General features: G+C 76.6%; 22 protein-coding genes. 13 read left to right on the top strand and 9 right to left on the bottom strand.

Going from position 1 to position 23,231, the window contains the following annotated elements; genetic code table 11:
* Window positions 1-55 precede the first annotated feature (55 nt).
* From D7294_RS23025 to D7294_RS22995, 7 genes are all read left to right on the top strand, one after another.
* Window positions 56-1,231: an ABC transporter substrate-binding protein gene (locus D7294_RS23025; RefSeq protein WP_120682799.1), complete on the top strand. Its 1,176-nt coding sequence runs from the start codon at window positions 56-58 to the stop codon at window positions 1,229-1,231.
* A gap of 7 nt (window positions 1,232-1,238) precedes the next feature.
* Entirely contained in the window at window positions 1,239-2,639 is a 1,401-nt protein-coding gene (locus D7294_RS23020; protein ID WP_206619552.1) for an FAD-binding oxidoreductase, read from the top strand.
* 62 nt (window positions 2,640-2,701) lie between these two features.
* Window positions 2,702-3,505 (top strand): creatininase family protein, encoded by an 804-nt coding sequence (locus D7294_RS23015; protein WP_206619551.1) that lies wholly within the window; start codon window positions 2,702-2,704, stop codon window positions 3,503-3,505.
* Complete coding sequence (locus D7294_RS23010) at window positions 3,502-3,930, top strand: cupin domain-containing protein (RefSeq protein WP_120682797.1); 429 nt, start codon at window positions 3,502-3,504, stop codon at window positions 3,928-3,930. Before D7294_RS23015 ends, D7294_RS23010 begins: the two co-directional genes overlap by 4 nt.
* Window positions 3,931-3,939: 9 nt before the next feature.
* Entirely contained in the window at window positions 3,940-5,559 is a 1,620-nt protein-coding gene (locus D7294_RS23005) for an amidase (RefSeq protein WP_120682795.1), read from the top strand.
* Window positions 5,556-6,386, top strand: coding sequence for a cysteine hydrolase family protein (locus D7294_RS23000; RefSeq protein ID WP_241562567.1), 831 nt, complete (start codon window positions 5,556-5,558; stop codon window positions 6,384-6,386). Before D7294_RS23005 ends, D7294_RS23000 begins: the two co-directional genes overlap by 4 nt.
* 111 nt (window positions 6,387-6,497) lie before the next feature.
* Window positions 6,498-7,346, top strand: coding sequence for a siderophore-interacting protein (locus D7294_RS22995; RefSeq protein WP_120682793.1), 849 nt, complete (start codon window positions 6,498-6,500; stop codon window positions 7,344-7,346).
* A gap of 94 nt (window positions 7,347-7,440) precedes the next feature.
* On the opposite strand, the gene D7294_RS22990 is transcribed toward D7294_RS22995, so the two are convergent.
* Window positions 7,441-8,175: a TetR/AcrR family transcriptional regulator gene (locus tag D7294_RS22990; protein WP_241562566.1), complete on the bottom strand. Its 735-nt coding sequence runs from the start codon at window positions 8,173-8,175 to the stop codon at window positions 7,441-7,443.
* A gap of 105 nt (window positions 8,176-8,280) precedes the next feature.
* Between D7294_RS22990 and D7294_RS22985 the strand changes: the two genes are divergently transcribed.
* Window positions 8,281-9,741, top strand: a complete 1,461-nt coding sequence (locus D7294_RS22985; protein WP_120682789.1) for a DHA2 family efflux MFS transporter permease subunit — start codon at window positions 8,281-8,283, stop codon at window positions 9,739-9,741.
* An 89-nt stretch (window positions 9,742-9,830) separates the two neighbouring features.
* Here D7294_RS22985 and D7294_RS22980 read toward each other — a convergent pair whose 3' ends face one another.
* From D7294_RS22980 to D7294_RS22960, 5 genes are all read right to left on the bottom strand, one after another.
* Window positions 9,831-10,061, bottom strand: a complete 231-nt coding sequence (locus D7294_RS22980) for a hypothetical protein (RefSeq protein ID WP_120682787.1) — start codon at window positions 10,059-10,061, stop codon at window positions 9,831-9,833.
* Between the two features lie 76 nt (window positions 10,062-10,137).
* On the bottom strand, window positions 10,138-11,595 hold the full coding sequence (locus D7294_RS22975; RefSeq protein ID WP_120682785.1) for an amidase: 1,458 nt from the start codon (window positions 11,593-11,595) through the stop codon (window positions 10,138-10,140).
* Window positions 11,596-11,838: 243 nt separating this feature from the next.
* Window positions 11,839-12,621 (bottom strand): GntR family transcriptional regulator, encoded by a 783-nt coding sequence (locus D7294_RS22970; protein ID WP_206619550.1) that lies wholly within the window; start codon window positions 12,619-12,621, stop codon window positions 11,839-11,841.
* Between the two features lie 104 nt (window positions 12,622-12,725).
* On the bottom strand, window positions 12,726-13,478 hold the full coding sequence (locus D7294_RS22965; RefSeq protein ID WP_206619549.1) for a cysteine hydrolase family protein: 753 nt from the start codon (window positions 13,476-13,478) through the stop codon (window positions 12,726-12,728).
* Complete coding sequence (locus tag D7294_RS22960; RefSeq protein WP_120682781.1) at window positions 13,475-13,909, bottom strand: hypothetical protein; 435 nt, start codon at window positions 13,907-13,909, stop codon at window positions 13,475-13,477. Before D7294_RS22960 ends, D7294_RS22965 begins: the two co-directional genes overlap by 4 nt.
* A 501-nt stretch (window positions 13,910-14,410) precedes the next feature.
* On the opposite strand from D7294_RS22960, the gene D7294_RS22955 reads away from it, so the two are divergent.
* Window positions 14,411-14,866, top strand: coding sequence for a hypothetical protein (locus D7294_RS22955; protein ID WP_120682779.1), 456 nt, complete (start codon window positions 14,411-14,413; stop codon window positions 14,864-14,866).
* Window positions 14,867-15,091: 225 nt separating this feature from the next.
* Here the strand turns inward: D7294_RS22955 and D7294_RS22950 are convergent, their stop codons facing one another.
* Window positions 15,092-15,463, bottom strand: coding sequence for a VOC family protein (locus D7294_RS22950; RefSeq protein WP_120682777.1), 372 nt, complete (start codon window positions 15,461-15,463; stop codon window positions 15,092-15,094).
* Window position 15,464: 1 nt separating this feature from the next.
* Window positions 15,465-15,644: a ribbon-helix-helix domain-containing protein gene (locus D7294_RS22945; RefSeq protein ID WP_120682775.1), complete on the bottom strand. Its 180-nt coding sequence runs from the start codon at window positions 15,642-15,644 to the stop codon at window positions 15,465-15,467.
* Window positions 15,645-16,041: 397 nt separating this feature from the next.
* Between D7294_RS22945 and D7294_RS22940 the strand changes: the two genes are divergently transcribed.
* The 3 genes from D7294_RS22940 (at window position 16,042) to D7294_RS22925 (ending at window position 21,434) form a co-directional block, all read left to right on the top strand.
* The gene (locus tag D7294_RS22940) at window positions 16,042-16,398 is read left to right on the top strand and encodes a hypothetical protein (protein ID WP_120682773.1); all 357 of its coding nucleotides are present in this window, start codon (window positions 16,042-16,044) and stop codon (window positions 16,396-16,398) included.
* Window positions 16,399-17,101: 703 nt separating this feature from the next.
* On the top strand, window positions 17,102-18,610 hold the full coding sequence (locus D7294_RS22930) for a SulP family inorganic anion transporter (RefSeq protein WP_120682769.1): 1,509 nt from the start codon (window positions 17,102-17,104) through the stop codon (window positions 18,608-18,610).
* Between the two features lie 148 nt (window positions 18,611-18,758).
* Complete coding sequence (locus tag D7294_RS22925; protein WP_120682768.1) at window positions 18,759-21,434, top strand: polysaccharide lyase family 8 super-sandwich domain-containing protein; 2,676 nt, start codon at window positions 18,759-18,761, stop codon at window positions 21,432-21,434.
* A gap of 21 nt (window positions 21,435-21,455) precedes the next feature.
* Here D7294_RS22925 and D7294_RS22920 read toward each other — a convergent pair whose 3' ends face one another.
* Entirely contained in the window at window positions 21,456-22,283 is an 828-nt protein-coding gene (locus D7294_RS22920; RefSeq protein WP_241562565.1) for an SDR family oxidoreductase, read from the bottom strand.
* 246 nt (window positions 22,284-22,529) lie between these two features.
* Between D7294_RS22920 and D7294_RS22915 the strand changes: the two genes are divergently transcribed.
* Entirely contained in the window at window positions 22,530-23,213 is a 684-nt protein-coding gene (locus D7294_RS22915; protein ID WP_120682766.1) for a TetR/AcrR family transcriptional regulator, read from the top strand.
* The last annotated feature ends 18 nt before the right edge of the window (window positions 23,214-23,231 follow it).

Genomic DNA, 23,231 nt, shown 5'->3' with positions numbered 1-23,231 from the left:
CCCACCCCCCCGCCCACGTATCGCCCGAACCACGCACCGCCTTCCGGGAGTTCCCATGCCCCACCGCAGACGCGCCCGCGCCGCCACCGCGGCCTGCGCGCTCGCAGGTCTCCTCCTGCTGACCACCTCCGCCTGCGGCGACGGCGCCCAGGGCGCCGGCGGAGCCGCCGACCTGGAGTCCGCCCCCGCCGCGCAGCGCCTCGACGAGGTCTGCCCCGCCACCGTCGTCGTCCAGGCCGACTGGGAGCCCGAGGCGGAACACGGGCCGATCTACAACCTGGTCGGCCCCGGCTACCGGGTCGACGCCGATCAGAAGCGGGTCACCGGCCCCCTCGTCGTGGACGGCCGCGACACCGGGGTGGACATCGAGGTGCGCGCCGGCGGCGCCGCCATCGGCTACCAGAGCATCTCCTCGCAGATGTACGTCGACGACAGCATCACCCTGGGCATGGTCACCACCGACGGCGCCATCGCCGCGGCGGCCGACCAGCCGGTGACCGCCGTCATGGCGCTGATGAACAAGAGCCCCCAGATGCTGATGTGGGACCCGGAGACCCACCCCGACTGGGAGACCATCGCCGACATCGGCGGCACCGACGCGAAGGTCGTCTACGTGGCGGGCAGCACCTACGCCTCCCTGCTGGTCTCCGAAGGGCTGGTCCAGGAGAGCCAGCTGGACGCCAGCTACGACGGCTCCCCCTCCCGCTTCGTCGCCGACCCGAGCATCGCCCAGCAGGGCTTCGCCACCGCGGAGCCCTACATCTACGAGCACGAGGTCGGCGCCTGGGGCAAGCCGGTGCGCTACCAGCTGCTCGCCGACGTCGGCTACAGCGTCTACCCCGAGGCCCTGTCCGTGCGCAGCGGCGACCTGGAGGACCTCGCCCCCTGCCTGGAGAAGCTGGTCCCCCTCATGCAGCAGTCGGCCGCCGACTTCGCCGCCGACCCCGGGCCCGTGGTCGACCTCGTCGCCGACCTGGTGACGCAGTACAACACCGGCTGGGTCTACTCCGCGGAGACCGGGACCTTCGCCGCCCGGCAGATGGTGGACCTCGGCATCCTCGCCAACGAAGCGGACGGCACGGTGGGCGGCTTCGACATGGACCGCGTGGAACAGACGCGCCAGGTGTTCACCCCCCTGATCACCGAGAGCGGCGCCGACGTCCCGCCCGGCCTCACCGCGGAAGACCTCGCCACCGACCGCTTCGTCGACCCCTCGATCGGAATCGGGTGACCGCGCGATGACCCTCGACCCCAAGACCGCCATGCTGCCCGAGCCCGAACTGCGCAGGCTCACCGAACTCGTCCCGGGCGACACGCCCGCCGGCGCCGCCGCGGCCGGAACGCCGGGCGCCGCCACCCCCGGCATCGAGGAGTTCTGCCGCGAGGCCGAGGCCCTGCTCGGGCCCGAGGGCGTGCTGCGCGAGGAGGCGGTGCTCGACAGGTGCTCGCGCGACTGGGCGCACATGTCCCCGATCCTGGCCGCCAGGCTGCCCGCCGGGCGGGCCGAAGTGGTGCTGCGGCCCACGGGCCACGACCGGCTCCCCGCCCTGCTCTCCCTGGCCTACCGCCACCGCGTCCCGATCACCCCCCGCGGCAAGGGCACCGGCAACTACGGGCAGGCCATCCCGCTGCGGGGCGGCGCCGTCCTCGACCTCACCGGCTGCAACCGGGTGGCCGAGGTGGGCGAGGGCTGGATCAGGGCCGAGGCCGGGGCCAAGATGTCCGACCTGGAGGCCAGGGCCCGCGCCGCGGGACAGGAACTGTGGATGTTCCCCTCCACCTTCGGCACCTCCCTCGGCGGCTTCCTCGCCGGTGGCAGCGGCGGCACCGGCTCCCTGCGGCACGGCACCAACGGCGACGGCTTCGTGCGCGAGCTGCGCATCGTGCCCTGCACCCGGGAGGCCGCCCCGTTCACCGTCACCGGCGCCGGCGCCCTGCCCTACATCCACGCCTACGGCACCAGCGGCGTCATCGCCACCGCGACCGTACGCCTGGCGCCCGCCCGGCTGTGGACCGGCCTGTTCGCGGCCTTCGGCGCCTGGGCACCGGCCACCGCCGCCCTCGCCGAGCTGGTGCGCCTGGAGCCCGCGCCGCGCCTGGTCTCCCTCGACGAGCCCGCCCTGGTGCGCACCTTCGGCGCCGACCCCGCCCTGGACCGCGACGCACACAGCCTGCGGGCCATCGTGGAGGAGGAGGCCGCCCCCGCCGCCCGCGCCCTGGTGGAACGCCACGGCGGGCGCGTCCTCGACACCCGCCCGGCGCCCGAGGGCCCCGCGCTGATCAGCTCCCTCTCCTTCAACCACCCCACCTACCACCTGATGAAGGCCGAGGAGGGCTGGTTCCACCTGGAGGTGGCGGGCGACGTCCTGCTCGGCGACACCTCGGCCGTCAAGGCCGTCTACCCGGGCACGGTGCTGCACCTGGAGGGCATGCGCTCGGGCACCGTCGGCATGCTCATGGCCCGCTACCGGGACGAGCCCACCGTCCGCCGCGGCATCGAGGCCCTGGAGGAGCTGGGCGTGCGCGTGCACGACGTGCACCAGTGGTACGTCGACAGGCGCGTGGAGCTGGTGCGCGAGGCCGCGGCCCGCACCGACCCCCGCGGCCTGCTCAACCCCGGCCACCTGCGGGCCGGCTGATCCACCGCCCGCCCGGCGGCGGCCAAGCGCCGCCGCCGGCCGACCACGGACGGAGCCTCACCATGGCCCTGACCCGCTTTCCCGAACTCACCGCCCCCGAGGTCGCGCGGCTGCCCGCCGGCACCCTCGCCCTGCTGCCGATCGGCGCCATCGAGCAGCACGGCCCCCACCTGCCGGTCGCCACCGACCACCTGATGGCCGAGGCCGTGGCGGAACGCGCCGCCCTGGCCGCCGCCGGCTCCTGCGACATCACGCTGCTGCCGGGGCTGGCCTACGCCAAGTCCAACGAGCACGCCTGGTCCCCCGGCACCCTGTGGCTGAGCGCGGACACGCTGTTCGCCGTCCTCGACGACCTCGGCCGCGCCCTGTCCGCCGGCGGCGTGCGGCGGCTCGCCTTCCTCAACGCACACGGCGGCAACAGCGCCCTGCTGGGCGTCGCCCTTCGTGAACTGCGCGCCAAATACGGCCTGTTCACCTTCCTGCTGCACGCCTCCCTGCCCGCGGACCAGGGCGGGTCCTCGCCCGCGGCCGAGCAGGGCATGGGCGTGCACGGCGGACTCCACGAGACCTCGGCCCTGCTCCACCTGCGCCCCGACCTGGTCCGGATGGAGCTGGCCACGCGCAGCGTGCCGGAACACCTCGGCCGCTACGAGCACATCGGCTTCGGCAAGGCCGTCGCCTTCGGCTGGCTCAGCGACGACTTCGGCACCGGCAACGGCGTCATCGGCGACCCCACCGGGGCCACCGCGGAACTCGGCCGCAGGCTCGTGGACGGCGCCGTCGCCCGCGCCGCCGCCGCCCTGCGCGAGTGCGCCCGCTTCCACCCAGGACCCCCCGCCACCCCGCACTCCGAGGAGACCCCGTGACCACTCCGCCCCTGCACAAGCCGCTGCGCGAGCTGACCGCCCACCACATCAGCCCGGGCGACACCGTCAAGCTCGCCGTCCTCACCGGGCCCGCCGACGGCTCGCCCACCACGGTCGTGTTCGAGGTGTGGGAGCCCGGCGGGGCCCAGCCGCTCAACTGGCACGCCGACTCCGTCGAGACCTTCGTCGTCCTCGCCGGGCACGGCCGCGCGGAAAGCGACGAGCACACCCGCGACCTCTCCCCGGGCGACGTCCTCGTGCTGCCCGCCGGCTCCCGGCACCGCATCACCAACACCTCGGATGCGGAACGCCTCTACACCCTCACGGTCATGTCGCCCGACGAGGGCTTCGCCGAGCTGATCGAGCGCGGCGCGGCCACCCCGCTGGACGAGGCGGACCTGGCCGTCCTGCGGGCCGCTGCGTAGGGGCGGCCGGTGTATCCCGACGCCCAAGGGTCCGCTGCCCACGGCGAGTTGCTGGCCGCCTTCCGGGCCTACGAACAGGCGCTCGCCGCCGACGACGTGGCCGCGCTCGGCCGCTGGTTCTCGACCGCACCCGGCACCCTGCGCGCCGAGGGCGCCGTGGTGCTCTCCGGCCACGAGGCGATCGCCGACTTCAGGCGGGGCCGCGGCGGCGCCCCGCCCCGCACCGTCGAACGCCTCCACCTGGTGCCGCTCGGCGCCGACGCGGCCGTGCTGACTGCGGAGACGCGCCGCGCCGACGGCTCGCACGGCCTGCAGACCCAGGTCTGGCAGCGCGGCCCGGAAGGCTGGCGCATCCGCGCCGCCCACGTCAGCGCCACCCCGCCCGCCGCCACCCCGCGGGGCCCCGCCGCCGCGCCCGACCCGGCGGTGTGGCGCGTCACCGGCTCGCCGCTGGCCGCGGGCACGCCGGGCGGGCCCCTGGCCGGCAAGCGGCTCGCCGTCAAGGACCTCTTCGCCGTGGCCGGGCAGGCGACCGGGGCGGGCAACCCGGCCTGGCTCGCCACCTCGCCCGCCGCCTCCCGGCACGCCGCCGCGGTGGGGGCGCTGCTGCGGGCCGGGGCGGACGTCGTCGGCCTCGCGCAGACCGACGAGCTGGCGTTCGGCCTCGCGGGCGGCAACGCGCACTACGGCACCCCGGCCAATCCGGCGGCCCCCGGCCGGCTCCCCGGAGGGTCGAGCAGCGGCCCGGCCGCCGCGGTCGCCGCCGGGCTCGCCGACCTCGGCCTGGCCACCGACACCGCGGGCTCCATCCGGGTCCCCGCCTCCTACTGCGGCCTCTACGGCTGGCGCCCCACCCACGGCGCGGTCTCCACCGAGGGGCTGGTGCCGCTCGCCCCCGCCTTCGACACGGCCGGCCTGCTCGCCGCCGACCCGGAGCTGCTGCGCGCCGGCGCCCTCGCCCTGCTGGAGGGCGCGCCGGGGCCCGCGGCCGGGGCCGAGGCGGCGCCGATCACCTCCCTGGCCGTGGACGAGCGGCTCACCGCCCTGGCCGAGCCCGAGACACGCGCCTCCTTCGCCGCCGCCTGCCGGGCCCTTGCCCTGCGCACCGGGCTGCCGCTGACCCGGCTGACCGTGCCGGGCGCCGAGCGCCTCGACGCGTGGTTCGCCGCCTTCCGCACGGTCCAGGCCGCACAGGCCTGGGCGCGGCACGGCGCCTGGATCGAGCGGCACGAGGGCGCCCTCGCCCCCGCCGTCGCGGCCCGCTTCGCCGCGGGCCGCTCCGTCACCGAGGAGCAACGGGCAGCCGGCGAGGAGGAGTTGGCGCAGGCCGGGGCGCGGCTGCGGGCGGCGCTCGGGCCGGGGAGCGCGCTGCTGCTCCCCGCCACGAGCGGCCCCGCGCCCCTGGTCTCGGCCCCGCCCGAGGAGGTGGAGGCGGTGCGTGCGGCCACCCTGCGCCTCACCCACCTGGCCTCCCTGGCCGGTCTGCCCGCGGTCGCCGCCCCCTGGCTGCGGGTCCGCGGCCTGCCGGCCGGCCTGTGCCTGGCCGGTCCCCCGGGCGCGGACCTGCCCCTGCTCGGCCTCGCCGCCCGCGCCGCCCGCCCCACCCCACCCGGAGGAGGACCCCGTTGACCGCCCCGCAGCCCCCCGCGCCCGCCAGGGCCATGACCGGCGGCCTGCTCGGCCCCAACGCGCGGAACGCCTGGCGGGCCAAGGCCGGCGAGGTGAGCCTGCTGCGGCCGGTCAGGCCGCGGCGGCCCCTGACCGTCGAGGCCCTGCCGCAGCGGGTGACCCTCGACCTCTCGGCCACCGCCCTGGTGATCGTCGACATGCAGAACGACTTCTGCGCCGGGGACGGCTGGCTGGCGGGCATCGGCGTGGACGTCTCCCCGGCCCGGGCGCCCATCCCGGTGCTCGGCGGGCTGCTGCCCGCCCTGCGCGCGGCGGAGGTGCCCGTCGTCTGGCTGAACTGGGGCAACCGCCCCGACCTGGCGAACCTGCCGCCCGGCGTCCTGCACGTGTACGACGCCGAGGCCACCGGCGGCGGCATCGGCACGCCGCTGCCCTCGGGGGCGGGCCGGGTGCTGGAACGCGGCAGCCCCTCGGCGGGCATCGTCGCCCCGCTCGCCCCGGAAGAGGGCGACCTGCACGTCGCGAAGTACCGGATGAGCGGCTTCCAGGACACCGAACTGGACAGCGTGCTGCGCAACCTCCGGGTGGACAGCCTGCTGTTCGCCGGGGTCAACGCGGACCAGTGCGTCCTGGCCACCCTCATGGACGCGGCGAACCTGGGCTACGACGTCCTCCTCGTCGAGGAGGCGGTCGCCACCACCTCGCCCGCGTACTGCCTCGACGCCACCCTCTACAACGTCCGCCAGTGCTTCGGCTTCACCCTCACCGCCACCGCCCTGGCCGCGGCCCTCTCCGCCCCGGCCCCCGCGCCGCCGGGCGAGGGGTGAGGCGCGGGGCGCATTTGACCGGAAGGGGGCCTTAGGGAAGGCTTACCTTAGTAAGGGGTGGCCGCCGGGTTCCGGCCCGGCGACGGCCCTGGCGCGGAGGAAGGAGCCCGGATGAGCGAGCGCGAGACCCGCAGGAAGCCGAGGACCGTCCATGTGGGCCGGGTACTGCGCACCGAGCGCGTCAGCCCGCACATGATCCGGGTGGTCTTCGGCGGCGAGGGGCTGTCCGCCTTCGGCGCGGGCGCCTACACCGACCACTACGTCAAGCTGCTGTTCCCCGCCCCCGGGGTGACCTACCCCGAGCCGTTCGACATCGGCGCCATCAGGGAGCGGTTCCCGCGCGAGTCCTGGCCGCGGACCCGCACCTACACCGTCAGGGCCTGGGACGAGGGCGCCCGCGAGCTGACGATCGACTTCGTCCACCACGGGGAGAGCGGCCTGGCCGGGCCGTGGGCCGCCGCCGCCAGGCCGGGCGACGAGCTGCGCCTGCTCGGTCCCGGCGGCGGCTACGCGCCCGACCCGGCCGCGGCCTGGCACCTGCTCGCCGGCGACGAGAGCGCGCTGCCCGCCATCGGCGCGGCGCTCGAACGCCTCCCGGCCGGCGCCAGGGCCCGGGCGTTCGTCGAGGTCGAGGGTCCCGAGGAGGAGCAGAAGTTCGACACGGCGGGCGAGGTGGACCTGGTCTGGCTGCACCGCGGCACCGGTCCCGTCGGCGCCGCCCTGGTCGCCGCGGTGACCGGCGCGGACTTCGCCGAGGGCCCGATCCAGGCGTTCGTCCACGGCGAGGCCACCTTCGTCAAGGAGCTGCGCCGCCACCTGCGGCACGACCGCGGCCTCGCCCGCGAGCAGCTCTCGATCTCCGGATACTGGCGGCTCGGCACCGACGAGGACGGCTGGCAGGCGGGCAAGGCCGAATGGAACCGCCGCATCGAGGAGGAGCAGGAGGCCCCGCGCCCCTGAGTCCCCCGGACCCGGCCGCCCGGGCCGCCCCGGCCGCTCGCCGGGAACCGCCGCAGTCCCCGGCGTCCCGGGGCGCGGCGCCGGGCGGGGGCGTTCAGCCGCGCGCGGACTCCGGGCGCGGCCCGCCGGCCGCGTAGGCGCGCAGGAAGGCGGCCACGCCCGAGGCGAGGAGGCGCTCGGTCTCCGCCTGGGGCAGGGGGCGCACGCCCCAGGAGGTGCGCTGGGCGAGGTCGGTCGAGGTGAGGGCCGCGAAGTGCGCGGCGGCGCGCGCCGGATCGCCGTGGGTGTCGAGCAGCCCCGCCTCCTCCAGGGCCGCCATGGCCGCCGCGTAACCGCGCGCCACCGCCCGCGGGCCCGCCTCCTGCCAGGCCTCGAACACCTCGTCCGGCAGGTGCCCCGCCTCGGCGTGGATGTGGCCGACCAGCGCGAAGTGGTCACGGCTTTCTGCCATCAGCCCGGCGCAGGCCCGGGCGAGCGCCAGCAGATCGCGTTCCAGGTCCGCGGCGCGCGGCGGCCGCTCCGGGTCGAGGTACCGGGCGAGCAGGGCCAGTTGGGCCTCCCGCACCCGGCCCGCGCTCCACTGCACGACGGTGCGGAAGAGCTCCTCCTTGCCGCCGGGGAAGTGGTTGTACAGGGTGCGGGTCGAGGCTCCGGCGGCCGCGGCGATGGCGTCGATGCCCGCGCGAGTGTAGCCGTCCCGCGCGAAGACCTCGCAGGCGGCCCGCTCGATGGCCGCCGGCTTGTCGCCGCGTCCCCCCGTCCGTGCCCGCCGGCCCGAACCGCCCGGCCGTGCCGCCCTGTCCATGTCGCCCGTCGCTGCCCTGCTCACGCACACCACCTTAACTACAACGTTGGTTGTAAACAGTGCAACGATGGTTGTACTTTGGGCGGGCGGCCCGCAGGCGCGGGCCCGCGGCACGCATGGAGGTATGCCATGACCGCAATCCGGCCCGCCCCGGGCTCCCCCGCCGCCCCGGCGGACGGCGGCAACCTGGCCCGGGTGCTCGTGGTGGTCGTCGTCGGCTCGGTGATGTCCGTGCTCGACGTGACGATCGTCAACGTCGCCCTCCACCCGCTCGCCCTCGCCTTCGACGCCGAGGTCGCCACCGTGCAGTGGGTGGCCACCGGCTACACGCTCGCCCTGTCCGCCGTCATCCCGCTCGCCGCCTGGGCCATGGGCAGGGCCGGGGCCAAACGCGTCTACCTCGCGGCCATCGCGCTGTTCACCCTGGGCTCCGGCCTCGCGGCCCTGGCCTGGAACATCCCGGCGCTGGTGTTCTTCCGCGTCCTGCAGGGGCTGGGCGGCGGGCTGCTGATGCCGGTCGGCATGGCCATGGTCATCGGCGCGGCCGACCGGCGGCGGACGGGCGGGGCGATGGCCGTGCTCGGCATACCCGTCCTGGTGGGCCCGGTCAGCGGGCCCGTGCTCGGCGGCTGGCTGATCGACGCCGCCTCCTGGCGCTGGATCTTTCTCGTCAACCTGCCGATCGGGGCGGTGGCGCTGTTCCTGGCCGCCCGCCTGCTGCGGCCCGACGCCCCCACGGTCAAGCGGCGCCTGGACCTGCCCGGGCTGCTGACGCTCTCGCCGGGACTCGCGCTGCTGATCTACGGCCTGACCACCGGCGGCAACGACGGCGACGTCACCGAGCCGGGGGCGCTGCTGCCCACCGTGGCCGGGCTGCTGCTCGTCACCGGCTTCGTCCTCCGCTCGCTGACCGCCCGCGAACCGCTGCTGCGGCTGCGCCTGCTGGCCGACCGCCGCCTGGCCGCCGGCCTGGCCACGATGCTGCTGTTCCCCTGCGGTTACTTCGGCTCGATGATGCTCTCGCCGATGTACTTCCAGACGGTCCGCGGCCTTGGCGCGACCGAGGCCGGGCTGCTCGGCGCCCCGCTCGCCGTGGCCGTGGGCCTGTCGATGCAGGTCGCCACCCGGCGCGTCGACCGGGTCTCCCCACGGCTGCTCGTGTCCTGCGGCGCGGCGCTGGCCGCGCTCGGACTCTCCCTCTTCGCGGCGCAGTTGACCGCGCACACGCCCTACTGGCGGCTGTGCGCGGCCCTGCTGGTGACGGGCGTCGGGGTGGGCATGGTGATGATGCCCGCCAACACCACCGCCACCCGCGGGCTCGCCCCGGCCGACGTCCCCTACGGCAGCACCCTGCTCGCCATCGTCTCCCAGGCCGGCGCCTCCGTGGGCACCGCCCTCCTGTCGGTCGTGCTCGCCTCCCAGGCGAATGGCGCCTCGGCCGGTGCCTTCCGCCACGCCTACGCCTGGGCCGTGGTGCTGCTGGCCCTCGCCGCCGTCCCGGCCCTGCTGCTCCCCGGCCGCGCACGCCCGGCCATGCCCGCCGCCGAGCCGCGCGTGGTCCCGGCGCCCGGCCGGGCCCCCGTCGGGTGAGGCGGGCGCGCCCGCGGCGGGCACCCCGGCACCCACCGGGGCGGCCGGCCGCGGGGGACCGGCCGCGGGAGCCGGGCGGGGCCGCCCGGTCAGGCCCAGTCGGTGATGCGGGCCTCCGCCCGGAAGCGGAGGGCGGGGTCGGCGTACCGGGCCTCGGGAACCGCGTACAGGGCGTCGGCCGCCGCCCGGTAGCCGGGGTAGGCGGCGGCGAAGCGCCGGATCTCCGCCTCGCTCGCGGGCAGTCCCGCCGCGGCGAGCAGCGCGCGGACGCGCTCCCCGGTCTCCCCGGCGCCCGCCGTCTCGGTCTTCTGCTCACTCATCGTCCGCTTCTCCTTTGCTCGTTCGGGTTCTGCTGCTCGTTCACGCCACGGCCCCGGCTCAGGCGGCGGCGCCCGCTCAGGCCGCGGCCCCGGCGGCCAGGGGCGGGACGCGCAGGTGCCAGTCCGTGGCCTGCTGGAACGCGTCCGCCGCCCGCAGCAGCGTCATCTCCTCGAAGGCCCGCCCGGCGAACTGCAGGGAGAGCGGCAGCCCCTCGGCGGTGAAGCCGATGGGCGCGGCCAGCACCGGATTGCCCAGGCAGTCCCAGTAGCCGGTGTGGATGAAGGAGAACAGCTCCATCACCTCGGCGCCCTCCCGCAGGTAGGGCTCCAGCCTGGGCGCCGGCCGGGAGACCGTCGGGCAGACCACCACGTCCACCCGGTCGAAGAGCCGGGCGATCGCGTCCTGCGCCACCCGCCGCATCCGCTGCGCCTGCACGTAGTCCGCGCCCGACATCAGGGCCCCGATGGCCAGGATCGCGCGGGTGGAGGCGAAGTAGTCCCCCCAGCGGGAGGTGGCGTCGGGCTGGTGGTAGGCGAGGGCCTCGCAGGCCATGGTGACGATGTCGGCGGTGCACATCTCGTCCCAGTACGGCAGCGTCACCTCGGCGGTCTCGGCGCCCAGGCCCCGCAGCGCGTCCACGGCGGCGTCCACGGCGGGTTCGAGCGCCGGGTCGGCCTCGGCGGGGAAGTGGTGCTCCCGCACCACGCCCACCCGCAGCCCGGTCAGGTCGCCGGACCACTCGCCGGAGCGGAAGGGGGCGTCGACGCAGTCCGGGTCGCTGGGGTGCGGCCCGGCGATCACCTCCAGGACGGCGGCGCAGTCGCGGGCGCTCCTGGCCAGCGGCCCGATGTGGTCCAGGCTGTAACCGAGCGGCGCGCACCCCGACTTCGGCACCCGGCCGAAGGTCGGCATCAGCCCGGTGACCCCGCAGAAGGCCGCGGGGATGCGGATGCTGCCCCCGGTGTCCGTGCCGAGCCCCGCGAGGAACATGCCGGAGGCCACCCCGCTCCCGGTGCCCGAGCTCGAACCACCCGGCCAGGTCTCGGGGTCCCACGGATTGCGGGGGATGGGGAAGGGCTTCTCCGGGTCGGGCATGCCGACGGCGAACTCCATCGTGCTCACCTTGCCGGTGATCACCGCGCCCGCGGCCCGCAGCCTGGCCACGACGGGCGCGTCCCGGCCCGCGGCCCAGGCGGGGTCGAGCACGAGGCTCTGCGCCGTGGTCGGGGCGTCGGCCGTGGCCAGGATGTCCTTCACGCCGAAGGGGATGCCCTGGAGCGGGCCGCGGTCCACGCCCGCCGCGAAGTCGCGGTCGGCCGCGTCGGCCGCCGCGAGCGCCTGCTCGTCCAGGCGGGCCAGGTAGGTGCCGAGGGCCGGGTCGAGCCGGTCCGCGACGGCGATCGCTGCCTCGGTGAGCCCGCGGCTGGTGACCCGGCCCGCGCGCAGCGCGGCGGCGGCCTCGGTGAGGGTGCGGGGAAGGGCGGCGCCGGCCGCCCCGGCGGAGGCCGGGGCGGCCTCGGGGGCCTGCGTCATGGAGACTCCTCAAGGAAGGGGAAGGTGAAGGGAAGGGAGGGGCGAAGGAGAGGGGAAGGAGAGGGGAAGGGAAGGGGAAGGAGAGGGGAAGGGGGACGAAGGCGAAGGAATCGATGGAAAACGGAAGATGACCGGGTAAGGGTGACCAGCACGGGCACAGCGGTGACGGAGGGGGAGAAGCCCACGGGTTGCGGGGGCGCAGGACCGGGGCTTCGCTTCGCCCGCGGCCGGTGGCGGCCCGGCCTAGCGCCGGCGGGTGCTCCGCGCGGTGGCCCGGGAGGCGAAGCGGAAGCGGTCGGCGCGCAGGTGCAGGAAGGCGACGTTGAACACGCGGCCCTCCGGGTCGTAGATGGCCTGTTCCATGCTGATCAGCGGGGTGCCGGGGAGGACGTCCAGGGTCCGCGCGGTGACCGGGTCGGCGAGGGCGCCGTCGAAGACGAACTCCGACTCGCCGAGCACCACCCCGGCGTCGGCGAGATAGGCGTACCAGTGCTGGGTGAAGGCGGCCTGCGCCAGCCGCGCCGCCTCGGGGAACAGCACGTAGTTCGTGGCCAGGCAGTGCGGCTCGTCGCCCATCAGGGAGACGTAGTCCAGCCGGAGCACGGGCGTGCCCGGCGCGACGCCCAGCCGGTCGGCCACCAGGGCCGGGGCCGGGATCACCGACTCGTCGAGCACCCTGGGCCGCAGGCCCCTGGCGAACACGCCGTCCCGCAACGGAAGTTCCGCGCCGTGTGCCTCGGCCAGCGGGGTCGTCACCGGGGTGAAGAGCGCGTGGGTGCCGAGGCCCTGGACCCGTTCGATGAGGCCGTCGCGCCGCAGCAGGGCGAGGGCCTCGCGGACCGTCGCCCGGGTGACCCCGTGCCCGGCCATCAGCTCCGCCTCGCTCGGCAGGTGGCCGCCCGCGAACGCGCCCCCCAGCACGCCGGCGCGCAGGAGGTCGCGCAGGCGGCGGACGTCGTGCTCCCGGCCGGAGGCGCGGCGGCCCGTCCCGGCCGCCGCCCCGTGCCCGGGCGTTCTCTGGCTCACCGAACCGAAGGCTACGGACGGCTGGTTTCGGACAGGTGTCCACGGTGTCACCGGCGCGTGAGCCGGTGCGGCGGCCTCCGGGGCCGGTGCGGGTGCCGCCCCGGTCATGCGGATTCGGCCGGTTCCGCGCCGAGCGGCGCACCCGAGGGCGCGTCCGGCGCCTCGCCCGCCGGTGCGCCGGCCGCGGCTGCCGCCTCGCCGCCGGACGCGGGATGCCCGGCGCCGAAGACCTCCGCGACCGTGGTCACCGTCGCGAAGCCGCACGCGCCCATCACCTCAAGGCCGATCTCGTGCAGCCGCGGGCTCAGCGCCGCGCAGGCGTCGCCGAGCAGGGTCACCCGGTAGTCCCGCATGTAGGCGGCCCGGACCGTGGACTCCACGCAGATGTTGGTCACCACCCCGCACACCACCAGCTCCTCGGCCCCAAGGCCCTGGAGCAGCGGGTCGAGCGAGGTCCACAGGAAGGCGTCGAACCTGACCTTGTCCACGATCAGGTCGCCGGGGCCGCAGCCCAGCTCGTCGACGACGTCCGCGTCCCAGCTGCCCGCGGCGAGCGAGGAGACCTCCGCGAGCGCGGGGTGCGAACCGCCCAGGTTGCGCCCCTCGTCGGCGCGTCCCGGCCGGTAGACGTGGCGGGTGAAGATCACCGGCAGGCCCGCGGCCCTGGCGGTGGCCACCGCGGCCGAGGCGCGTTCCACCGCCGCCTCGGCCCCGGCCAGGGCCAGGCCGAGGGCGGGCAGGGAGCCCTCCGGGTGGCAGAAGCCGTTCTGCATGTCGACGACGAGCAGCGCCCGCCTCGGCCGTCCCGCGGCGTTTCCTGCGGGGTGTTCCATGGTGCTCTCCTGGCTGGTGTTCACCGTGCCTCCTGCGGGGCCTCGTGGCCGGCGGCACGCGCGGCCGGCCGGGGGGTGCCGCCCGTGGCGGCGGGGGTCGGGACGGGGACGGGCGGCGCGGCGCCCGGCATGCCGAGCGGGACCGGGCCACGCGGGGGCCGCCAGGGGCTGGGCTCGCACGCGTCGCGGCAGGCGCCCTCGGCGGAGCAGCGCAGCGAGCAGATGCGGCCCTCGTGGAACGGGCCGGTGGCCATGTCCGCGAGGTGGTACCTGCCGCCGCAGACCACGCAGGGCAACTCGTCGGCGTCCGTGGGCAGTTCGCTGGTCCGCGCAAGGTACCAGCGCCCGCGGGTGGCGGCGGCGGTGAGCGGCGGAAGCAGGAGCGCGAGGACGAGGGCGAAGAACGGGTACCGCAGCGAGTAGTCCCCCATCTGGGGATTGCCGGCGAGATCCATACCCGGCTCCCTTTCGTGCTGAGGCGTCGAGTGCCGCAGACCGTAGGAAGGGGTTGTTTCCGCCGGGTGTCCCGACTTCCTGCGCCCGGTTACGCCGCACCGCCGCCCCCTGCCGAGCCGCCGACCTGCGCAAACGCCCCCCGCCCCGCCCGATGCGCCGCCCGCCCACCCGGTTCGGCCGGGGATCGGGGGCCCGGCCCCCTCCGCCCGCGGGCCCGGTCCCCGCGGCGCCGGCACGGGCCTGGGCGCACGGTGAGGCACGGGAGCGGAGAGGCGTGCACGGTGACGAGGCACGGGCCCGTCCTGTCGGCGGAGGAGTTCACCCCCGGGGAACTGCCCGCGCAGGCCACGACGGCCGGAAGGCACGGAAAGCGGGCGTGAAACCAGGCGATTTTCGGTCAATCATGGCGCAGCCGCCGGCGGTTCGGATTGGCCTCGCCGCCTCGTGGCACCCGGCCGGGCGAGAGAAGCCGAGCAGACAGGAGCAGACAGGAGAGCGCCATGGCCATTCGCTGGGACAAGGAGAAGGTCCGTTCCCAGGCCGCCGCGGAGATCGCGCGGACCGCTCCCGGGGAGCAGCCGATCGTGACCTTCCACGCCACCGCCAACCGGGAGGGGAGGATGCGCGGCCCGCGCTTCCTGGCGCGGGCCTGGCGGCTGGTCGCCCGCAGGTTCGGCAGGAACTACTTCGTCTCGCTGACGGGGCGGCGCGTGGCCGTGCACCGGCTGGGCGGGGCCTTCCGCACCCGCATCGTCGAGCGCTACCGGGACCTGCCGCGCGGGGAGCAGGGCGGGCTGGTGCGCCGGGTGCGGGAGGGCGGCCTCTACGACCGGCTGTGGCTCGCGCTGCCGGGCGAGGAGGCGACGCTCGACTGCGAGGTCGTGCACTACTGGCGGCCCGAACTCCACCGCTTTCTCGCCGAATTGGCCCCCGCCGCGCCCCTCGCCCCGCGCTGACCCGGCGGACCCGGGCGAGGGAGGCCGAGGGGGGAAGGGGGGTGCCGGGGGTGCGCCCGGGGAGAGCCGGTGGAAAGCCAGGGGAAGCCGGTGGAAAGCGGCCGGCGGCGCGGCGGCGGGGTGGCCGCGGGACCTGGGGGAGGGGCCGGGGCCGGGGCGGGAAGGGCGGGGACGCGGCGGCCGTGGTGGCGCCGTCGCCCCGCGCCTTCCCGCAGGTGCGGCGGCTCAGCCCTCGCGCGGCTGGTCTTCGGCCGGCCCGCCCTGGGGAGCCTGGAGGCTCCACTGGCGCCCGTCCGGGTCGCGCACCGTCATCATCCGGGTCCCGAAGTGGGTGTCCTCGAAGGGGCTGACCACCTCGACGCCGTCCCCGGGGCGGAAGGCGTCGGCGTCCGGCACCCGCAGCACCAGCTGCATCGTGGGCTGCCGGTCGGCCGGCACCTCGGCGATGAAGACGAAGGGGCTGTCGCCGTTGCGCAGCTGCCCCGACCCGTGTCCGGTCTCGAACTCCAGCTCGTAGCCGAGCTCCTGGAAGAACTTCGCCGCCTTGCCCCAGTTGTGGGTCTCCATGAACACGGCCTCGATGCCCTCGGTCGTCATCTCAGGCTCCCTCCTTCTCTGCTTGCTCTCGTGGTTCCTCGGTGTCGTCGAGGTAGGCGCGCAGCGCCTCGGCGACCAGCGCCGACAGCGACAGCTCCGACTCGATGGCACGGTGCTTCACCCGCTTGATCAGGCCGATCGGCAGGTACACGTTGAACTGCTTCACATCCTCGTCGCCCACACCGACATGCTAGCAAATTAGCTCACTAGCGCGTCGGGTGCGAGCCGGACCCGCCGGGAGGGGCGTGGCTTGGCAGGTGAGGGGGGGCGGCGGGCCGCCGAGGGGCCGCCGAGGGTGCCGTGTCCGGCCGAGGGGCCGCGGAGGGCGGGCCTCCGCGGCTCGCGCGGGGGGCGTGAACCGGGGCGTGCCCGGGGGTGTGCGGGGGCGGCCCGTCGCGGGCAGCCTTTCGTTCCGGCATCGGATGTGGCGTGTTTCTTCTCTTCGGAGAGCGAGCCCCTTCGAAATCCTGCGGAGTGGCGGCGAGTTGGCCGATCTTCGCTCAAAGAGATTGCAAAGCCCGGCATTTCTCAGGGTAAAGTTGACGGAGGGTCACGCGAGGGAAGCCGGGGGTGACGGGGTGGGGTACGGGTTCGCGGCAGCCGGGCGCGCCGCCGTGGCGGCCGTCGCCGCGCTGCTGTCGCTGCTGCTCGCCGCCGGGGGCGCCGGGGCGGCCCTCGTGGCGGAGCGGCCCGCGCAGGCCCGCGTCGAGCAGTCCGTGCCGGTGGAGGACCTGGCCGCCGAGCGGCAGCAGGCCGGCCACCGCAGCGCCGCCCCGCGAATCCCCACCGCACGCCCGCCGGCCACCCGCCCCGAGCGCCACGGCGCCCCGGCCGCGCGGCGGCACCGCGCCGTGCCTCCCGCCCCGGCGACGGGCCCGGGACCACGGAGCAGACCGGGGCGGCTGACCGTCGCGCTCCAGGTGTTCCGCTGCTGAGGGTGTGCCCCTCGGCGGCCCGCCGCGCCCCGCTCGCCCGGCGCGGACCCGCGGCGCCGCCCGCCACCGGCCACCACCGGCCCGCCACGCACGGCGCTCCCGCGCATTCCGGGCGCCCCGGGCACCCCGCACGCCCCCGGGCGGCAGGGAGGCCGCCCGGCATCCGCGGCGCCGCCATCCCCTCCGGACTCCTTGGCGCCTCCGGCGCCCGGTAGCCCACGGGGCAGGCGCCGCCGGCGGCCAGGCGGCGGTCCCCGTCCCCCGGCACCCGCGGCACCCGCCGTGTCCGCTGTACCCGCCGTGTCCGCGGCACCTGCGGTACCCGCGGTGGCGGGGGGCGCGTGCCGATGGTGAGTGCCGCCCTGCCGCCCCCGGCCGCCCCGTTCGGCCGCACCCCGGACGATCCGCGCCGCCCCCGACATCCCGCGCCACCCCCCGACATCCCGCGCCACCCCCAACATTCCGCGCCCCGCCCGCACCGGGCCGGGGCCCTGACGGAGGACGCCCTCATGCAGACCACAACCCGCCACACCCTCCTCCGGGAGGCAGGCCCCCACCCACTTCCCCGGGCGCTCGGCACCGCCGCGACCGCCCCGGGAACGCGCCACGACGCCTCGGCCCCCGCGGCAGGGGAACGCCCCGCCCGCCGGGTCGGGACCGCCGGCCACCCGCCCGCCCACGCGCTCCCGGCCGGGTGAGGGCGATGCGCGAACGACCCGCCGCCGCGCGCCACCTGCGCGCGGACCTCACCGCCTCGCTCGTCGTCTTCCTCGTCGCCCTCCCGCTGTGCATCGGCGTGGCCGTCGCCTCCGGCGTGCCGGCCGAACTCGGCCTGGTCACCGGGATCGTCGGCGGCCTCGTCACCGGCGCGCTGCCGGGCAGCAGCCTCCAGGTCAGCGGCCCGGCGGCCGGGCTCACCGTGCTGGTCTTCGAGGCCGTGGAGGAGTTCGGGCTGCCCACCCTCGGCGCCCTCGTGCTCAGCGCGGGAGTCCTCCAGGTGGCCATGGGGCTCCTCGGGCTCGGCCGGTGGTTCCGGGCGATCTCCGTGGCCGTCGTGCAGGGCATGCTCGCCGGCATCGGCCTCGTCCTGATCTCAGGTCAGCTCTACGCCCTTGCCGACGCGCCCTCCCCGGGCGGCGGCCTCGACGCGCTGCGCGGCCTGCCCTCGCTCGCCGCCGACACCGCGGGCTCGGCCACCGGCCGCACCGCGCTCGCCCTCGGGCTCGGCACCCTGGCCGTGCTCGTCCTGTGGCCGCGGATTCCGCGTGCCGCGCGGCTGGTGCCCGGGCCGCTGGCGGCCGTGGCGCTCGCGACCTGCGCGGCCGAGGGCCTCGGCCTGTCCGTCGCCCGGGTCGAGGTCAGCGGCCTGCTCGACGCCGTACAGCCGCCGGGCGGTGGGGAGTTCGCCGACCTGCTCGGCGCCGGGGCGCTCGGCACCGTCCTGGCCTTCGCCCTCATCGCCTCGGCGGAGAGCCTGTTCAGCGCCGCCGCGGTGGACCGGCTGCACGACGGGCCGCGCACCCGCTACGACACCGAACTGATGGCCCAGGGCGTCGGCAACACCGTCTGCGGCCTGCTCGGCGCCCTGCCGATGACGGCCGTCATCGTGCGCAGCGCCGCCAACGTCCAGGCGGGCGCCCGCACCCGGGCCTCCCGGGTGCTGCACGGCCTGTGGCTGCTGCTGTTCGCCGCCCTGATCCCCGGCGCCCTCGGCGTCATCCCCGTCGCGGCGCTCGCCGCCGTCCTGGTGCAGGCGGGCTCGAAGCTGGTGCAGGTCAGGGCCTTCCTGCCGCTGTGGCGCGAGCACCGGGGAGAGGCCGTCGTCCTCGCGGTCACGGCGCTGGCCATCGTGACCACCAACATGTTCGAGGGCGTCCTCGTGGGCCTGCTGCTCGCCGTGGTCAAGAGCGCCTGGGAGACCTCGCACGTCCACCTGGAGGTCGAGGACCCGGGCGGCGGGCGGATCACGGTCCGGGTCCTCGGCAACGCCACCTTCCTGCGGCTGCCCAGGCTGCTCGACCAGCTGGAGGCCCTGCCGCGGGACCGGCCCCTGGACCTCGACCTGCGCCGGGTGCGGCACCTGGACCACGCCGCGGGGGTGGCCCTGCTCGCCTGGGCCCAGCGGCACAACGCCGAGGGCACCGAGCCGGTCCGCGTCCGGCGCGCCGAGGCCGCGGCGCGGGGCCCCGAGCCCGAGCCGGCCGGAGGCTGAGCCGGCCGGGCGCCGAGCCGGGCCGCAACGCCCGCGGGCCGCCGCCCCGTTCGCCCGCGGGGCGGCGGCCCGCGCACCGGTGGTGACAGGGCAGGGGCCGGTTGGTTCACTGGGGCGAGGGGGTCCCGCCGGAACCTGGAGCGTCGCCTTGCGGATGTCGCGTCGTGCCCTGCTGTCCGCCCTGCCCGCCGCCTGGCTGCCCGCGGTCGGCCCGCCGCACGCGGCGGCGGCCCCGCGTTCCGCGTTCGCGGCGCCGGCCGGCCCCGAGGCGGACCGCGCCCGGCTCCTGGCCAACGCCCTCGCCGTCCTCGCCGGCACCCCCGAGTCCAACGCCAGGCCCGAGGTGTCGGACAAGCTCGCCGCCGTCGACGCCACGGCGCGCGCCCGCCTGGCCGCGCTCGACCGGGCCGGGCCCGGGGAGTTGTTCGGCGGCCTGCCGCTCGGCACCAGCGAGGCGAACCTCGCCACGTCCTTCCAGTACCTGTACGAGATCGCCCTGGCCACCCGCCTCCCCGGCACCTCCGCCGGCCTCGCGGGGGACCTCGCCGCGCAGCGCCGCGTGCTGGCCGGGCTGCGCCGCCTGTACGAGGAGTACTACGGCGACCAGGAGGCCGGCTACTACGGCAACTGGTTCACCTGGGAGATCGGGATCTCCACCCACGTCAGCAGGCTGCTCGTGCTGCTCGGGGACCTCCTGGCCGAGGAGGACGGGGAACTGCCCGCCGCGCTGCTCGCCGCCATGGACGGCTATCTGCGCAACGGCAGGGACGGCGACGTCGACCTCGACTCCCGCTTCCACACCGGCGCCAACCTGGCCGACATCACCACCAACCGCATCCTCCAGGGCGCCGCCCTCGGGGACGAGGCCAGGATCGCCAAGGCCGTCGCCGACCAGCTGACCGTCTTCGCCACCGTCGACCCCTACCGGCTCAACCACGGCGTCACCGACGGCTTCTACGCGGACGGCTCCTTCCTCCAGCACGCCTCCGTCGCCTACACCGGCTCGTACGGCACCGGCCTGCTCACCCGCGTCGTCCAGACGATCAGGTACCTCGACGGCACGGCTCACGCGCGGGCGGAGCTGCCCGCCACCGTCCACGGCTGGGTGCTCCGCGGCTTTGCCCCGCTGATCTTCGAGGGCTGGATGATGGACATGGTCAGGGGCCGGTCCGTCGCCAGGACGAGCGGCGGGTATGCGGCCTGCGCCGCGGTCGTGGAGGCGGTCACCGATCTGACGGCGTACCTGGGCGGCGAGGAGGCCGCCGCCCTCGCCGGCTACCTGGCCTTCCTGCGGCAGACGGCGCGGACGCCGCCCGACCCCGCCGCGTTCGCCTCCCCGGTGACCGTCGCCCGCTACGCCGATCTGCTCGCCGACCCGGACCTCAAGGCCCGCGACCTCAACCCGGCGGCCCAGCACGCCGCGTTCCCCGCCATGGACCGGACCGTCCACCGGCGCCCCGGGTACGCCTTCGCGCTGGCCCGCAACTCCTCGCGCATCAGCACGTACGAGTACATGAGCGGGGAGAACCTGCGGCCCTGGTTCCAGGGCGAGGGCGCCCACCAGCTGTACCTCTCCGGGCAGGACCAGTCCCGGGTCTTCGGCGTCGACTACTACACCACCGTCCCGCCCCACCGCCTGGCCGGCGTCACCGCGCCCGCCGAGGAGCGCCGCTCGGTCCCCGAGCTCTACGGCACCGCCTGGTACGACAACCCGGAGCGCGGCTTCACCTCCTCCTCGGAGAGCCAGAACACCTACGTCTACTTCCCCCGCGGCACGCAGGACTGGTCGGGCGGCGCCGCCCTCGGCGCCTTCGGGGCGGCGGGCCTGGTGCAGTCGGAGGACGCCGCCTTCGCCGCCAAGCGGCAGGGGCTGCTCCCGGAGGACTTCGTCGCCTACCGCAACGCGACGGCCACCAAGTCCTGGTTCATGCTGGACGAGGAGATCGTCGTGCTGGCCGCCGGAGTGGGGGACGGCGCGGGCCGCGCCGTCACCAGCACCTTCGACAGCCGGATCGCCGGCCCCGGCGACGCGCTCACCCTCACCGGCCGGCTGCGCGACGGCCGCGCCCACACCGGCCCTGGCGCCGCCCCGCTGGCCTGGCTGCGCTACGCCAACGCCACCGAGGGCACCGCCGTCGGCTATGTCTTCCTCGACGGATTCGCCGGCCGGGACCCCGAGACGGCGGACGCCGAAGGGACGGACGCCGAAGGGACGGACGCCGAGGGGGCGGACCGCGGAGCGGCGGGCGCCGAGGGGGCCGGGGCGGCGCGCCGGGCCGGGCTCCTGCCGGTCGCCTCGCTCGGCACGGTCACCGCCAGCCGCCGCCTCGTACGGTCGGCCAACCCCGACACCGCGGTCACCAAGCAGGTGTTCACCGTCGGCGTCGAACAGCCGCCCGGCGCGCCCCCCGCCGCCCTGGCCTGGGCGCTGGTGCCCCACGCCACGGAGCGGCGGCTCGCCGGCTACGCCCGCGGCCCGCTCGGCGTGCTCGCCAACTCCGTGCGCTGCCAGGCGATCAGGCACGCCGGGCTCGGCCTGCTGGCCTGCAACGCCTTCACGCCCGGCACGCACCGCGCCGGGCCCCTCACCGTGGCGGGGCCGGCCTCGGTGCTCTGCCGGGAGCGGCCGGACGGCACCCTGGAACTCGCGGCCTGCGACCCGACCACCGCACGCGACACCGTCAGCGTCACCGTGCGCGGGCGGCGGCTGCGCGCCCGGGCCGCCGACGAGGGGGTGCGCGTGGCACGGGTGCCAGGCGGCACCCGGGTCACCTTCCCCACGCGGCACGCCTACGGCCGCAGCCTCACCGCCCGGCTGGGCTGACCGCCGGCCGCGCCGGCCGGCTCAGCCGCGGCGCCAGTCGTCCTCGCGCAGGTGGGAGCCGCCCATCGGCCCCATCCGCAGCATCCCGCCGTCCACCGCATAGGAGGCGCCGGTGACGTAGCCGGCGCCCGGGCCGGCGAGGAAGGCGACGACCTCCGCGACCTCGTGGGCGTAGCCCGGCCTGCCCAGCGGCACCCCGGGCCGCCGCGCCCGCGCCACGTCCTCGTCCGTCAACCCGGTCATCGGGGTGGCGATCTCGCCCGGCGCCACCGCGTTGACGAGAATCCCGTGCTCGGCCAGCTCCAGGGCCATCACCTGGGTGAGGAGCCCGAGTCCGCCCTTGGCGGCGCAGTAGGGCGCGGCGCCCACGCGCGGCTGGTGCTCGTGCACGCTGGTGATGTTGACGATCCGGCCGCCCCCGCCCTGCCGGATCATGCGGCGGGCCGCGCGCTGGGCGCACACCAGCGGGCCGATCAGGTTCACGTCCGTGATCCGCCTGACCGTGTCCAGGTCCAGGTCGAGGAAGGGCACCGGGGCGCCGGTGCCCGCGTTGTTCACCAGCACGTCGATGCGGCCGAGCCGGTCGGCGAGCCGGTCCACCGCGTCGGCGGCCCCGGGCAGCCGGGTCAGGTCCATCGGCTCGGTCTCCGCCCGCCGCCCGGCGGCGCGGATCTCGGCCGCCGTACGCTCCGCGCCCTCCTCGTCGCCGTACCAGGTGATGCCCACGTCGGCGCCGCGCCGGGCGAGCAGCGTGGCGGTGGCCCGGCCGATGCCCGAGTCGGCTCCGGTCACCACGACCACGGGGGGTCCCGACCCGCCGGCGCCGCTCTCGTCGCTCTCGTCACTCACGCGCCCTCACTCCTTCCTGCGTCCCCTCGGGAACCGGGCCCGCGTCCCCCGGAACCCGGCACTTGTCCCTGTACCGCGCGCGGGCCCGCGAAACGCTACCGCGCGCCGCGGAACAGGTGTTCCCCCGCGCCCGGGGCCTGGCGGGGAAACCGGCGAGGGGAGGCGGTCGGGGACCTGGGCCGACCGCGGCCGGACGGCGCCCCGGGCGTGGCCGGCGGCGCGTGCGGGGCCTCGTACGCTGCGGGGATGCGCAATGTGGAGCGGGGCGATCTGACCGGGCGGGCACGGCTGCGGGACGCGGCCCTGGAACTGTTCGCGGAGCGGGGGTTCGAGGCCACCTCGACCCGGGCCGTGGCGGCGGCGGCCGGGCTCTCGCCGGCCCTGGTGACGCGGCACTTCGGCTCGAAGGAGGGGCTGCGGGCGGCCGTGGACGAGCACGTGCTGGCGCTCTTCGGGCGCGCGCTCGCCGCCGTCAGGCCGGGGGAGCGGCTCATGGAGTCGCTGGGCGAGGTGTCGGCGCGCCTGTTCGGCGCCGATCCGGTGCTGCGCGGCTACCTGCGGCACTCGCTGATCGAGGGCGGCCGGGCGGGGGAGGCGCTGTTCGGGAGGCTGCTCGCGGGGGCGAAGGCCGAACTCTCCCGCCTGGACGCGGCGCACGGCGGCGGCGCCGCGGACGCCGCATGGGCCCCGTTCCAGCTGCTCAGCGTCGTCCTCGGGCCGCTGCTGCTGGAGCGTGTCGCCCAGCCGCACCTGGCCGCCCCGATGTTCGGCCCCGAGGCCCTGGCCGAGCGCAGCGCCGCCAACCAGCGCCTGCTGCTGCGGGGCTGGTACGGCCGGCTGGAAGAGCGATCGGGGGCACAGCCGGAGGAGCGGCCGGAGGAACGACCGGGAGAACGGGCCGGGGAGCGGAACGGCGGAAACGGGGGTTAGCCCCCGTGCGGAGTGTGC

The sequence above is a fragment of the Streptomyces hoynatensis genome, from assembly GCF_003626535.1.
In the GTDB taxonomy this organism is placed as follows: Bacteria; Actinomycetota; Actinomycetes; order Streptomycetales; family Streptomycetaceae; genus Streptomyces; species Streptomyces hoynatensis.
The sequence above is the reverse complement of the archived record's forward strand: the minus strand, read 5'-3'. Positions and strand labels throughout refer to the sequence as shown.